We start from the raw sequence: 13,590 nt of genomic DNA on the forward strand, positions 1-13,590 counted from the left end.
CGCCGGCGTCCGCCGCCGACGAGTGACTCTGGGCACATACCCTAGTGGGCGTCTCCGGGAGACCGGTGCCCGCACCCCGGTGGCGGACCGGGCCGCCGACAAGTAGCGTTGCTACACATGAAGGCCCAGGCGCTGCACGGCCACCTCGACGCGCTGCTGCTCGCGGTGCTCGAGCAGGGTTCGCTGCACGGCTACGCGATCATCGAGGCGCTGCGCAACCGCAGCGACGGCCAGCTCGACCTGCCGACCGGCACCGTCTACCCGGCGCTGCGCCGGCTGGAGCGGGCCGGCCACGTGGCCAGCACCTGGAGCACCGTCAACGGTCGGGAGCGGCGGACGTACCAACTCACCGACGAGGGCCGGCGGGCCCTGGCCGGCGAACGGTCGGGGTGGCACGAGTTCCGCTCCACCGTCGGCCGGTTCCTCGACACCGACACCCCGCCGGCCGCGCCGGCCTGACCGGGGACCGGCCGCGCCGGCCTGACCCGGAGCTCAGCGGGCGGCGAGCAGCCAGGTGCGGGCGGCCCGGCCGAGCCAGAGATATCCGGCGGTGGCCACCACCGCGCCGATGATCATGGGGGGCCAGGTGAGCGCGGCGTCCCAGAGGCCGACCGACCACGCGAAGAGGGCCGAGCCGGCCAGCACGCCGAGGGCGAGGACCCCGGTGAGGGCCGCCCCCACCGCCCGGTCGGCGGCACCGCCGCGCAGCGCCGACCGGCCGGCCCGCAGCAGCCCGATCGCGGCCAGCACGAACGCCGCCGCCCAGATCCAGCCCACTGACGCCGACAGCAGCTGATAGGCGGCCGGCGGCGGGGAACCGCCCCAGCTCGACCCCTGCCAGGTGAGGTCGCCGGCGACGAACGCGACCGTGGCGAGCGCGATGACCCGTAGCGACAGCCCGCGCAGCGCACCCGCCGCCAGCTCCGCCTGGTAGGCCGGGGCGAGCTGCGCCGGCGAGCCGAACTCGGCCACCGCCCGGCGCTGCGCCTCCGTCGCCGGCAGCCCCTCCTCCCGGTACGCGTCGACGGCGTCCAGCAGCCCGTGCCGCGCCTCGGTCAGCAGGTCCGACTTCAGCCGGCGCGGCCCCCGCAGGTGCGCGCCCAGCTCCCGCAGCCGTTCCTCCACCGTCGTCGCGTCGTCCTCGCCCCGCATGGCCCCACCCTGTCACGGGCCGCCGCCGGGCGTCGTCGGGGAGAACCCTGGCCCGACCCGGAACTGGCGGGCGGGGGGAGGTCGGACGCAGGTCAGGGGCGCAGGGCCAGGTACCCGCGTTCGGCCGCCTCCTGGATCAGCCACTGGTCCCGATACCAGCCGGGGGCGGCGACCAGCTCGGCGTGCCGGCCGCGCTGGGCCACCCGCCCGGCGTCCAGGACCACGATCTCGTCCAGCTCGGCGAGCCCGCTGAGCCGGTGGCTGATCAGCAGCACGGAGTGCCCGGCCGGGGTGGCCGCCAGCGCGGAGGCGAGCACCGCGTCGGCGGCGGCGGGGTCGAGCCCTTCGGTCGGCTCGTCGAGCACCAGCACACCCGGCGCCGCGAGCAGCGCCCGGGCCAGCGCGAGCCGCTGCCGCTGGCCCCCGGAGAGCTGGCCGCCCTCCTCGCCGACCACGGTGTCCCAGCCGTCGGGCTGCTCGCGTACCCAGTCCAGCAGCCCGGCCGCCGCGGTCGCCGCCGCCAGCTGTTCCTCGTCGGCGTCGGGCCGCCCCAGCAGCAGGTTCTCCCGCACCGAGGCGTGGAAGACGTACGCCTCGGCGAGCAGCCCCCCGACGGCGCGCGGCAGGTCGTCGGCCCGGTACGCCGACAGCTCCCGCCCGTCCAGGGTGATCCGCCCGTGCGCGGGGCGCACCGCGCCGGTGAGGACGGCGGCCAGGGTGCTCTTGCCGGCGCCGCTGGGCCCGACCACCGCCACCCGGCGGCCGGGCGGCAGCTCCAGGCTGAACCCGTCCAGGGCGGGCGGGGCACCCTCCCGGTACCGGACGGTGACCTCCTCGAACCGCACGTCGTACGGCCCGGGGCCGACCGGTGCGCCGTCGGGCGCGGCCGGACCGGCCGGGGCGTCCAGCAGGGCGGCGACCCGGGTCAGGCCGGTCCGCAGCTGGGTCCACTGCCGGGCGGCCCCGACCAGCGCCAGCGCGATCTCCACGGCGGCGAGCGTGCCGACCGCCAGGACGCCGACCAGCACCCCGTCCACGCCGTCGGCGAGCGCGGCGAGCACCACCGCGCCGGCGGTCAGCCCGGCCACCAGCACCCCGGCGGCGTCGACCGCGAAGCCGGTGGCGGCGAGCCGCCGCTCCAACCGGGCCAGCCGCCGGGTCCGGGCCCCGGCCGCCTCCAGCGCGTGCCCGGTGGCCCCGAAGGCGGCCAGGTCGGCGGCGCCGTGGGTGAGGTCGACTGCGTCGGTGGCGAGGGCGCCGCGCAGCGGCGCCAGCTCGGCGGCGGCGCGCCGGGTCAGCGCGGTGGCGAGTGCGGGCAGCGCGACCCCGGCGACCAGCAGCCCGACCGCGAGCACCCCGGCGGCGGCCGGCGACATCAGCGCCGCCCCGCCGACCGCGAGCACGCTGACCAGCGCCGCCGCCGAGGCCGGCACCAGCACCCGCAGCAGCAGGTCCTGGACCGCCTCCACGTCGGAGACGAGGCGGCTCAGCGCGTCGCCGGAGCGCTGCCGCGCCGTCGGGCGGGCGGCGAGGGTGCCGAAGACCCGGGCCCGGACGTCGGTGATCAGCCGCAGCACGGCGTCGTGCCCGGCGAGCCGTTCGGTGTAGCGGAGCACGCCCCGGCTGATCGCCAGCGCGCGGACCGCCACGATCGCCACGGTGAGGCGGTCCAGCGGGGGGCGGCCGGCGGCGCTCATCAGCAGCCAGGTGGCGGTGGCCATCAGGGCGAGGCCGGCGAACTCGGTGGCGGCGGCGAGCAGCCCCGCCCCGAGCAGCCGGTTCAGGTACGGCCGGGCCAGCCGCAGCACGGCCCGCTCGGCGGAGCCGGCCCGGGGGCCGGACGACGAAGGCTCGTCGGTCATCGGGTCGCCTCCCCGGCCGCCGTGGGCGTCAGCTCCGTGACCCGGCCGTCCTCGATCCGCAGGATCCGGTCCGCGTCGGCGAGCAGCGCCGGCCGGTGCGCCACCAGCAGGGCCGTCCGCCCGGCCACCAGCCGGCGGGTGGCGTCGAGGACGACCGCCTCGGCGGCGGTGTCGAGTCGGGCGGTCGGCTCGTCGAGCAGCACCACGGGCGCGTCCCGCAAAAACGCGCGGGCCAGCGCGACCCGCTGCCGCTGCCCGCTGGACAGGCCGTGCCCGCGCTCGCCGAGGACGGTGGCGAGGCCGTCGGGCAGCCCGGTGATCACGTCGTCCAGGGCGGCGTCGTGGACCGCCGGGGCGAGCGCGGCGTCCGGGGTGTCGGGGGCGCCGAGCCGGATGTTGTCGGCCAGCGAGGCGGCGAAGAGGTGGGCCCGCTGCGGCACCCAGGCCACCTGGCGCCGCCAGCCGTCGGCGTCGGCGTCGGCCAGGTCCACCCCGCCCACGGTGACCCGGCCGGCGGTCGGGGTGACGAAGCCGAGCAGCAGGCCGAGCAGGGTGCTCTTGCCGGCGCCGCTCGGCCCGATCACGGCGACGCGCTCGCCTGGCCGGATGGTCAGCGTGACGTCGCGCAGGGCGGTGGTCCGCTCGTACGCCACGGTCACCGCCTCGAATCGGATCTCGCCGCGGCCGTCGGGGACGGTCGCACCCTCGCCGCGCGTCGGCGCGGGGGCGGCGGCCGACAGGGTGAGCGCCTCGTCCAGCGCGGTGAGCCCCTCCATGCTGGCGTGGAACCGGGCGCCGGCCGCCCGCAGCGGCAGGTACGCCTCCGGGGTGAGCAGCAGCACCAGCAGCGCGGTCTGGAGGGTCAGCCCGCCGCCGAGCAGCCGCACGCCGACCGGCACGGCGACCAGCGCCACCGAGAGGGTGGCCACCAGCTCCAGCACCAGGGCGGACAGGAACGCGATCCGCAGCGTCTTCATGGTCGCGACCCGGTGGCCGTCGGCCATCCTGCGGACCACCTCGGTCTGCGCCCGGGCCCGGCCGAACGCGCGCAGCGTGGGCAGCCCGGCGACCATGTCGAGGAAGTGCCCGCCGAGCAGGGAGAGCCGCCGCCACTGCCGCTCGGTGGCGGCCTGCGCCTGCCAGCCGAGCAGCGCGCCGAAGATCGGGATCAGCGGCAGGGTGACCGCGATGATCAGCGCCGAGCTCCAGTCGGCGACGAAGATCCGGGCCAGCACGGCGAGCGGCACGGTGACGCTGAGCACCAGCTGCGGCAGGTAGCCGGTGAAGTAGGCGTCCAGCGCGTCCAGCCCGCGCCCGGTCAGCGTGGCGAGCTGCCCGGCGCGCTGGCCGGCGACCCAGCCGGGGCCGTGCCGCCCGACCGCCGCGAGCAGGTCCGCCCGCAGCGCCGCCTTGACCGTCGCCGCGACCCGCGCGGACACCGTGCCCTGCGCCCAGACCAGCAGCGAGCGGGCCGCCACCGCGGCGGCGAAGCCGGCCAGCGCCGGCCGGTCCAGCCGCCCTTCGAACGCGGTCGCCAGCAGCGCGGCCAGCGCCGTGGCCTGCGCGACGACCAGCCCCGCGGCCAGCACGCCGAGCAGCGCGAGCACGGCAAGGTCGCGCCGGGCCCCCGGGACCCGGCGCAGCAGACGCGGGTCGAAGGGACGGCGGTTCACCAGTACACCGGTGCCCTGCCGTCGGTCCGTCCCCGGAACACCCACCAGCACATCGCCTGAAAGCCTAGTAGGGCCGGCAGGAGCGGCAGCGTCAGCCAGCCCAGCAGCCGCAGCGTGGGGGCGCTCGCCGCCGCGTCGGCCACGGTCAGCGACGCCCCCGGGTCGACCGTGGAGACCAGCGCGTAGGGCCAGATGGTCGCGCCGGCCAGCGCCACCGGCAGCGCCAGGGCGGCGCAGGTGGCGGCGAAGGCCAGCCCCGGCCGCCGCCGGGCGAGCGCCACCCGGGCCCCCAGCAGCGCCGCGACCAGCAACGACAGCAGCAGTACGCCCACCACCGGCTGCCGTGCGGCGGCGCGTACGTCGGCGGAGAGCAGGCCGAGGACGGCGGCCGCGCCGACGGTGGCCAGCGCCACCGGGACGAGCCGGGCGGCCAGTCGCCCGACCGGCGCGGCGTCGGCGGCGGGCAGCCGCAGCGTGAGGAAGGTCGCACCGTGCAGCGCGACCAGCGCGACGACGGCGAGCCCGGCGGCGGCCACGAACGGGGTGAAGAGATGGGTCACCCCGGCGACGTGGCCGTCGGCGTGCAGCGGTACGCCCTGGAGCAGCCCGGCCAGCACGGCCCCCCAGCCGAGCGCGGCGAGCACGCTGCCGACGACCACGACCCGGTCCCACCAGGCGCGGGCGCGCTGCCCGTCGGGGCGGCTGCGCAGCTGCACGCCGGCGGTCACCAGGACGACCCCGGTCAACGCGCCGAGCACCGCCGGGTAGAAGCCGGCGAGCAGTTCGCCCTCCAGCACGGGGAAGGCGCCGAAGAGGATGCCGACGGCGGCCACCAGCCAGACCTCGTTGCCGAGGAAGAACGGGCCGACCGCGTTGAGCGCGGCGCGGCGGCGGGCGGGGTCGGTGTGCCGGGCGAGCAGCAGGCCGACGCCGTAGTCGTAGCCGCCGAGCACCAGGTAGACGGCGAAGAAGAGGCCGAGCAGGGCGTACCAGGCGAGTTCCACGGTCGTCTCCTCAGGCGAAGGCGGGCTCGGGGTGGGGGTCGGCCGGAGGCTGGTCCGGTTGCCGGCCCAGGGCCGGGTCGTGCGCGCCCCGGGCGGCGTGCCGCGCCAGCAGCACCCAGTTGGTGACGGCGAGGGCGCCGAGCAGCAGGCTGAAGCCGATCAGCGAGGTGAGCATCAGCCAGGGGCTGACCGGCGACACCGCCTTCTCCACGGGCAGCAGCCCGTACGCGGCCCAGGGCTGACGGCCGACCTCGCGGGCGATCCAGCCGAGGATGAGCGCGACGAACGGCAGCGGCAGGGCGAACAGGAGGATCCGCAGCGGGACGCGCAGCCGGATGATCCAGTCGCGCCAGAGCAGCGGGAGCATCAGCCAGAGCATGCCGAGGGTGAAACCGATCAGGATCATGAATCCGAGGCCGACGTTGGCGAGGGCCGGCGGGGTGTAGTCACCGGGGCCGAACCGGGCGGTCCAGTCGGCGATCAGCGGCGCGGCGGCGGGGTCGTCGCCGAACTTGGTGGGTTGCACGTCCCCGATCGCGAAGAACTGGGCGAAGCCGAAGGCCTGCACGAAGAAGATCGCCACCGCCGAGGTGACCAGCCCGATCCGCAGCCCCTTGCGGTGCAGCGCGAAGTCGGGGGTGCGCCGGAGCAGGTGCCAGGCGCTGACCGCCGCCATCAGCATCCCGCCGACCAGCAGCGCCGCCGTGACGACGTGCCCGAGGGCCATGCGCAGGGTGGGGTTGTCCAGCAGCGCGGAGAAGTCGGTGAGGTGGGCGACCCCGTCGCGGACCTCGTAGCCGACCGGGTTCTGCAGCCAGGAGTTCGCCACCATGATCCAGAACGCCGAGGCGTACGCGGTGATCGCGACGCCCCAGAGCAGGGCGAGGTGGACGCCCCGACGCAGCCGGTGCCAGCCGAAGATCCACATGCCGAGGAACGTCGACTCCAGGAAGAAGGCGACGAGCGTCTCGATGGCGAGCGGCGCCCCGAAGACGTTGCCGACGTAGCGCGACAGCCCGCTCCAGTTCAGCCCGAACTGGAACTCCATCACGATGCCGGTGGCGATGCCGAGCACGTAGTTGATCACGTAGAGCTGGCCCCAGAACCGGGTCAGCCGCTCGTAGACCGGCTTGTTCGTGATCACCCAGGCGGTCTGGAGATAGACCAGCAGGGTCACCAGGCCGAGGGTCACCGCCACGAAGAGGAAGTGGATCGACGTGGTGGTGGCGAACTGCAGGCGGGCGAGGAGCAGGGTGTCCATGGCCGGCTCTCCGTACGGTTGGCTCACTTGTCGTAGCGAGCCTACACGTAGATTACCTACACATATCTACTATGGCCCGTCGTAGAGGATGCTACGACGAATCGTAGTAGTCGTGGGGGAGGGGCGACGGGCGGGTCGCGTCGCCGGGCGGGCCTGGCTGCCAGCATGGCCGGACGCGATCCACGCAGCGGTAACTCGGGAGAGCGGCCGGGCGGGGGAGCGGGGGCCGGGGCAGGGGCCGCCCGGGTCAGCTCAGGAAGAGGGAGACCGGCAGGGCTGCCACGTTGGTCGCCACGACCAGCGCGGCACCGCCGAGCAGCCGGGGCGGCCGGTCGGCGACCAGGAGTCGCTGCACCCGTACGTCGAGGTCCCGGTCGCCCAGCCCGAGGGTGCCGGCCGGGGTGATCCGGTTGCCGGCCGCGGCGAACCGGCGCAGCGCACCGGCCAGCGGGGCGTCGGCGTGCGCCTCGCGGGCCTTGTCGTCGGCCCGCATCTCGACGAGCAGGGCGACCCGCTCGTGCGCCTCGCGCACCCAGGCGAACCAGGGCAGCGCCCGGCTGAGCGCGGTGAACGGCAGCAGCACCAGGTCGTGCCGCTCCTGGGCGTGCGCCCGCTCGTGGGCGAGCACGGCCGCCAGTTCGGCGCGGTCCAGCAGGTCGAGGGTGCCCGCGCTGACCACCACCCGGGGCTTCATCCCGGGCAGGCAGTACGCCGCCGCGCTCGGGTGGTCGAGCACCAGCGCCCCGGGCACCGTCGGGTCCCGGCGGGCGACCAGGGCGAGCAGGTCCCGGTGCCGGCGCTGGGCGCGTACGGTGCCGTGGACGCTGCGGACCGTCGTGGTCAGCAGGACCGCGCCGATGCCGAAGCCCACCCCGACGGCGGCCAGGTGCGGCGCCCCCAGCCCGACGGGCAGGGTGCCGTGGGCGAGGTCGGTGGCGAGGGCGACCAGCGCGCTGCCGGTCGGGCGGTCGTAGGCGCCCAGGCCCAGCGCCATCGGCACGCCCATGGCGGAGAGCCCGAGGGCGAGCCCGACCGCCTGCCAGCAGACGATCGCGACGCGGGGGCTGCGCCACGTCCAGGTGGAGCGGGCCAGCACCTGCGCGGTCAGCCAGCAGGCCAGCATCGACGCGGCGAAGTGCAGGGCGTACGCCACGACCGCCGCCCTACCGGTCCGCTGCCTTGTCGGCCCGGGGCGGGCGGCCGACCCCGTCGACCGTCGGCGCCTCGACCCGGTCGGTCAGCGCGTCCCCGTCGTGCCCGGTCGCTGCGGCCTCGGCCCCGAGGGCGGCGCGCAGCACCTCGGCCTCGGTGCCGGTCACCGAGCGGGCGAAGCGCACCAGCGCGGCGTCCCGGCTGCCGCCGAGGTCGAGGGCGTCGAGCATGAGCCGGGCGATGTGCGCCTCGCGGCTGGCGGCGGCCCGGTAACGCCAGGCCCGCCCCTCCCGCTGGCGCTGCACCATGCCCTTGCCGGCGAGCCGGTCCAGCACGGTCATCACCGTCGTGTACGCCAGCTCGCGGCCGTCCAGCGCGTCGGCCACCTCGCGCACGGTGATCCCGTCCGACGTGCCCGGGACCGAGTCCCACAAGACGTCCATCACCGCACGTTCGAGATCACCAAGCCGAGTCACGCCGCAATCCTACCCCCGGTAGTAGACCCGCCCCGCCCCGCACACCACCGCAGCCACCCACGGCAGCACCCCGGAGCTGAGCCCACCCGAGGAAGCGCCCAGAGCTGAGCCCACCCGAGGCGGCACACCTGAGCTGAGCCCTGCCACGAACCTGTCCCCGATCGGTTTTCCGGGGGAGCCCCGCCCGCGCAGGGATCAAGCCTGACCGCCCGGAGCGGGCGGGGCTCCCCCGGAAAACCCCAGGACAGGGACCCGTCACACCCCCTTGGGGTGCCAGACCGTCTTCGTCTCCAGCAGCGTGGTCATCCGGGTGATGCCCGGGTCGGCGGACCAGTCGTGGTCGGCCGGGGCCGGCCGGAGCACCCGCTTGAGGTTCTGCGCCGCCTTGATCTCCAGCTCCGTCGCCAGCTCGGCGTCGGCCACCCCGGTCAGGTCGATGGCGTTGACGTCCATGTGGGCGGCCAGCGCCGGCACGGTCTCGGTGATCCGCCCGGTGAGCAGGTTGACCACGCCGCCGGGCAGGTCGGAGGTGGCGAGCACCTCGGCCAGGGTCACCGCCGCCAGGGGCTGCGTCGGCGAGGTCGCCACCACCACGGTGTTGCCGGTGACGATCGCCGGGGCGATCACGCTGACCAGGCCGAGCAGCGCCGGGGACTCGGGGGCGACCACGGCCACCACGCCGGTCGGCTCGGGCGCCGACAGGTTGAAGTACGGCCCGGCGACCGGGTTGGCGCCGCCGTACACCTGGGGGAGCTTGTCGGACCAGCCGGCGTACCAGACCCAGCGGTCCACGGCCGCGTCGACCTCGTCGCCGGGCACGCCGAGGGCGACGAACTGCTCGCGCCGGCCCTCCAGCATCTCGGCGACCCGGTAGAGGATCTGACCCCGGTTGTACGCCGTCGCACCGGCCCAGCCCTTCACGGCGGCGCGGGCGGCGACGACGGCGTCCCGCGCGTCCTTCCGAGAAGCAAGAGACACATTCACTGCGTCACCGTTGCCGCTTTGCACGAGATACGACCGTCCCGACTCGCTGCGCGGGAACTTCCCGCCGATGAAGAGCTTGTACGTCTTGCGTACCGCGACCCGCTCAGACATTGAGGTAGCCCTCCAGCCCGTGCCGGCCGCCCTCGCGACCGTAGCCCGACTCCTTGTAGCCGCCGAACGGCGAGGTGGGGTCGAACTTGTTGAACGTGTTGGCCCAGACCACGCCGGCACGCAGCCGGTCGGCCATCCACAGGATCCGGGAGCCCTTGTCGGTCCAGATCCCGGCCGACAGCCCGTACGGCGTGTTGTTGGCCTTCTCGACGGCCTCGGCCGGGGTGCGGAACGTCAGCACGGACAGCACCGGGCCGAAGATCTCCTCGCGGGCGATCCGGTGCGCCTGGGTGACCCCGGTGAAGATCGTCGGCGCGAACCAGAAGCCGCGCTCCGGCAGCTCGCACGGCGGCGACCAGCGCTCGGCGCCCTCGGCGGACCCGGCGTCGGACAGCTCCCGGATCCGCGCCAGCTGCGCGGCCGAGTTGATCGCGCCGATGTCGGTGTTCTTGTCCAGCGGGTCGCCGACGCGCAGCTGGGCCATCCGCCGCTTGAGCGACTCCAGCACCCGGTCGGCGACGTTCTCCTGGACCAGCAGGCGGGAGCCGGCGCAGCAGACGTGCCCCTGGTTGAAGAAGATCCCGTTGACGATGCCTTCGACCGCCTGGTCGACGGGGGCGTCGTCGAAGACGACGTTGGCCGCCTTGCCGCCCAGCTCCAGGGTGAGCTTCTTGCGGGTGCCGGCCACGGCGCGGGCGATGGCGCGGCCCACCTCGGTCGAACCGGTGAAGGCGACCTTGTCCACGCCCGGGTGCTCGACCAGCGCGCGACCGGTGTCGCCGGCGCCCGTGACGATGTTGACCACGCCGGCCGGCAGGTCGGCCTGCTGGCAGATCTCGGCGAAGAGCAGCGCGGTCAGCGGGGTCGTCTCGGCCGGCTTCAGCACCACCGTGTTGCCGGCGGCCAGCGCCGGGGCGATCTTCCAGGCCAGCATCAGCAGCGGGAAGTTCCACGGGATGACCTGCGCCGCGACGCCGACCGGCCGCGGGTCCGGCCCGAAGCCGGCGTACGGGAGCTTGTCGGCCCAGCCGGCGTAGTAGAAGAAGTGGCCGGCGACCAGGGGCAGGTCGACATCGCGGGACTCCCTGATCGGCTTGCCGTTGTCCAGCGACTCCAGCACGGCCAGCTCGCGGGAGCGCTCCTGGATGATCCGGGCGATCCGGAAGAGGTACTTCGCCCGGTCCCGGCCCGCCATCGGGCCCCAGACCTTTTCGTAGGCCTGGCGGGCGGCGCGGACGGCGCGGTCCACGTCCTGCGCGCCGGCCTCGGCGACCTCGGCGAGGACCTCCTCGGAGGCCGGGTTGACCGTCTTGAACGTGCCGCCGTCGGCGGGATCGACGAACTCACCGTCGACGAAGAGCCCGTAGGAGGCTTTGAGGTCCACCACCGAGCGGGACTCGGGGGCGGGTGCGTATTCGAACATCGGCTCTCAGTCCAGGGTGAAGTAGTCGGGACCGGAGTAGGCGCCGGTCGTCAGCTTGGTGCGCTGCATGAGCAGGTCGTTGAGCAGGCTGGAGGCGCCGAAGCGGAACCAGGCCGGGTCCAGCCAGTCCGCGCCGACGGTCTCGTTGACCATCACCAGGTACTTGATGGCGTCCTTGGTGGTCTTGATGCCGCCGGCCGGCTTCACGCCGACCTGCCGGCCCGTGGCGGCCCGGAAGTCGCGGACCGCCTCCAGCATCACCAGGGTCACCGGCAGGGTGGCCGCGACCGGGACCTTGCCGGTGGAGGTCTTGATGAAGTCGCCGCCGGCCAGCATCGCCAGCCAGGAGGCGCGTCGCACGTTGTCGTACGTGGCCAGCTCGCCGGTCTCCAGGATGACCTTGAGGTGGGCGTCCCCGCAGGCCTCCTTGGTGGCCACGATCTCGTCGTAGACCTCGCAGTAGCGGCCGGCCAGGAACGCGCCCCGGTTGATCACCATGTCGATCTCGTCGGCGCCGGCCGCCACGGCGGCCCGGGTGTCGGCGAGCTTGACCTCCAGCGGCGCCTGGCCCGACGGGAAGGCGGTCGCCACGCTGGCCAGGTGCACGCCGCTGCCGCGCAGCACCTCGGCCACGTGCGGGACCATCGAGGGGTAGACGCAGACCGCGCCGACGTGCGGGCAGGACGGGTCGGCCGGGTCGGGGCGCAGCGCCTTGGCCGCGAGCGCCCGCACCTTGCCCGGGGTGTCCGCCCCCTCCAGCGTGGTCAGGTCGACCATCCGGATCGCCAGGTCGATGGCCTGGGCCTTGGCGGTGGTCTTGATGGAGCGGGTGCCGAGCTGTGCCGCCCGCTGCTCCGCGCCGACCTGGTCCACGCCCGGCAGGCCGTGCAGGAAGGTCCGCAGAGCGGTCTCGGATCGTCCCAACTCGGAGAGCTCCGACCGGGCCGACGTCGCTGTCGCCGTCATGCCCCGAAGTCTACGCATCCGACCGGGCAGTGATCTTGGTCACCGCCCGGTCGGCGTGCGGTGGTGAGCGGGGTCGCTGCTCCGGGCGCACCCGCAGTGCCCGGACGGCCGGACCGGTAGGTTGAGCGATCGTGGACGTACACGTCATTGACCATCCGCTCGCCCAGTCGCGGCTGACCGCCATGCGGGACGCGCGCACCGACTCCTCCTCGTTCCGGGCGGCGCTGCACGAACTCACCACCATGCTGGTGTACGAGGCCGCGCGCTCCTTCCCCGTCGAGAAGTACCCGGTGCAGACCCCCGTCACCGGCACCGAGGGCACCCGGCTGGCCAACCCGCCGCTGCTCGTGCCGGTGCTGCGGGCCGGCCTGGGCATGGCCGACGCCGCCCTCGGCCTGCTGCCGGAGTCCTCGATGGGCTTCGTCGGCCTGGCCCGGGACGAGGAGACGTACGAGCCGCGCGCCTACATGGAGTCGCTGCCGCGGGACCTGAGCGGCCTGCCGGTGCTGGTGCTCGACCCGATGCTCGCCACCGGCGGCTCGCTGGAGCACTGCTGCCGGCTGCTGGCCGACCGTGGCTGCACCGACATCACCGTGCTCTGCGTGCTCGCCGCGCCCGTCGGCATCGAGCGGCTGGAGCGCTCGGGCCTGCCGCTGCGCCTGGTCACCGCCTCGATCGACGAGGGGCTCAACGACCGGATGTTCATCGTGCCGGGGCTCGGTGACGCCGGCGACCGCCAGTTCGGTGGGATGCCCCGCTTCTGAGGTCTGCCGCGCGGCTGCGCGCGAGTCCGTGCGCGAGATGCGCGCAGCCGCTACCGTTCCGGGCCATGACTGGTGTTGCGCTCGCCGAAGAGCTGCTTCTCCTCGCGTACGACGACGAGACCGGCAAGGCGACCATGCCGCGGATCAGCCTCGACCTGGGGATGGCCGCCGCGGTGCTGATCGAACTGGCCCTGGCCGGGCGGATCGTGTACTCCGAGGGGTCCCTGGCGGTGGTCGACCCGACGCCCACCGGCGAGCCGCTCGTGGACGGGGTCCTCGCCCGCATGGCCGCCGACACGCCGCACAGCCCCTCGTCCTGGGTGCAGCGGCTGCGCCACGGCCTGCGCGACCGGATCCTCGGCGACCTGTGCGCCCAGGGCGTGGTGCGCGACGTCGACGAGACCGAGCTGGGCTTCATCCACGTGCACCGCTACCCGACGGTGGACCCCGCCGTCGAGGCGGACGCCCGGCGTCGGCTCGCCGAGGCACTCGCCAGCGGTGAACTGCCCGACGAGCGGACCGCCGCCCTGGCGACCCTGGTCGCGGTCCTGCGGATGGAGCCGGCGCTCGGCCTGACCGGTGACGCGGCCCGGGCGGCCCGGCAGCGGCTGGAGGAGATCGCCGGCGGCGCCGGCTTCTCCGGCACCGTCAGCCTGGACGACTCCGTGGTCCGCCCCTCGGTCGGCCTCGTCGTGGCGGCCCTGGGCCGCGCGGTCGACGCCGCCCTGGGCCCCCGCCGCTGACCCACCCCGCCCTCACCCC

At 75.1% G+C, this 13,590-nt stretch carries 13 protein-coding genes; 3 read left to right on the top strand and 10 right to left on the bottom strand.

The genetic code is table 11. The features are described 5' to 3' along the window. Positions 1-117: 117 nt before the first annotated feature. Entirely contained in the window at positions 118-459 is a 342-nt protein-coding gene (locus AB0G08_RS09165) for a helix-turn-helix transcriptional regulator (protein ID WP_358085338.1), read from the top strand. Between the two features lie 33 nt (positions 460-492). Here the strand turns inward: AB0G08_RS09165 and AB0G08_RS09170 are convergent, their stop codons facing one another. From AB0G08_RS09170 to deoC, 10 genes are all read right to left on the bottom strand, one after another. After that, complete coding sequence (locus AB0G08_RS09170; RefSeq protein ID WP_358085341.1) at positions 493-1,152, bottom strand: permease prefix domain 1-containing protein; 660 nt, start codon at positions 1,150-1,152, stop codon at positions 493-495. A gap of 92 nt (positions 1,153-1,244) precedes the next feature. Continuing rightward, positions 1,245-3,014, bottom strand: coding sequence for a thiol reductant ABC exporter subunit CydC (gene cydC / locus AB0G08_RS09175; protein WP_358085344.1), 1,770 nt, complete (start codon positions 3,012-3,014; stop codon positions 1,245-1,247). Beyond that, entirely contained in the window at positions 3,011-4,687 is a 1,677-nt protein-coding gene (gene cydD, locus AB0G08_RS09180; RefSeq protein ID WP_358085347.1) for a thiol reductant ABC exporter subunit CydD, read from the bottom strand. Before cydD ends, cydC begins: the two co-directional genes overlap by 4 nt. Beyond that, positions 4,684-5,691, bottom strand: a complete 1,008-nt coding sequence (locus tag AB0G08_RS09185; RefSeq protein ID WP_358085350.1) for a cytochrome d ubiquinol oxidase subunit II — start codon at positions 5,689-5,691, stop codon at positions 4,684-4,686. The genes cydD and AB0G08_RS09185 overlap by 4 nt, the downstream gene beginning before the upstream one ends. 10 nt (positions 5,692-5,701) lie before the next feature. Continuing rightward, on the bottom strand, positions 5,702-6,952 hold the full coding sequence (locus tag AB0G08_RS09190; RefSeq protein WP_358085354.1) for a cytochrome ubiquinol oxidase subunit I: 1,251 nt from the start codon (positions 6,950-6,952) through the stop codon (positions 5,702-5,704). Between the two features lie 247 nt (positions 6,953-7,199). Beyond that, positions 7,200-8,105: a M56 family metallopeptidase gene (locus tag AB0G08_RS09195; RefSeq protein ID WP_358085357.1), complete on the bottom strand. Its 906-nt coding sequence runs from the start codon at positions 8,103-8,105 to the stop codon at positions 7,200-7,202. Between the two features lie 10 nt (positions 8,106-8,115). Continuing rightward, positions 8,116-8,580 (bottom strand): BlaI/MecI/CopY family transcriptional regulator, encoded by a 465-nt coding sequence (locus tag AB0G08_RS09200; protein WP_358085360.1) that lies wholly within the window; start codon positions 8,578-8,580, stop codon positions 8,116-8,118. 255 nt (positions 8,581-8,835) lie between these two features. After that, complete coding sequence (locus AB0G08_RS09205) at positions 8,836-9,675, bottom strand: aldehyde dehydrogenase family protein (protein ID WP_358085363.1); 840 nt, start codon at positions 9,673-9,675, stop codon at positions 8,836-8,838. Next, a complete protein-coding gene (locus tag AB0G08_RS09210; RefSeq protein ID WP_358085366.1) occupies positions 9,668-11,098 on the bottom strand; it encodes an aldehyde dehydrogenase family protein in 1,431 nt (476 codons plus the stop codon). Before AB0G08_RS09210 ends, AB0G08_RS09205 begins: the two co-directional genes overlap by 8 nt. Positions 11,099-11,104: 6 nt before the next feature. Continuing rightward, positions 11,105-12,064, bottom strand: a complete 960-nt coding sequence (deoC, locus tag AB0G08_RS09215) for a deoxyribose-phosphate aldolase (protein WP_358085369.1) — start codon at positions 12,062-12,064, stop codon at positions 11,105-11,107. 131 nt (positions 12,065-12,195) lie between these two features. Here deoC and upp point away from each other — a divergent pair, with 131 nt between their 5' ends. Continuing rightward, positions 12,196-12,828 (top strand): uracil phosphoribosyltransferase, encoded by a 633-nt coding sequence (upp, locus tag AB0G08_RS09220; protein ID WP_089002050.1) that lies wholly within the window; start codon positions 12,196-12,198, stop codon positions 12,826-12,828. 65 nt (positions 12,829-12,893) lie between these two features. Further along, positions 12,894-13,571, top strand: a complete 678-nt coding sequence (locus AB0G08_RS09225; RefSeq protein WP_358085372.1) for a GPP34 family phosphoprotein — start codon at positions 12,894-12,896, stop codon at positions 13,569-13,571. Positions 13,572-13,590 lie beyond the last annotated feature (19 nt).

This window comes from Micromonospora sp. NPDC023644 (assembly GCF_040640115.1).
Classification (GTDB): Bacteria; Actinomycetota; Actinomycetes; order Mycobacteriales; family Micromonosporaceae; genus Micromonospora.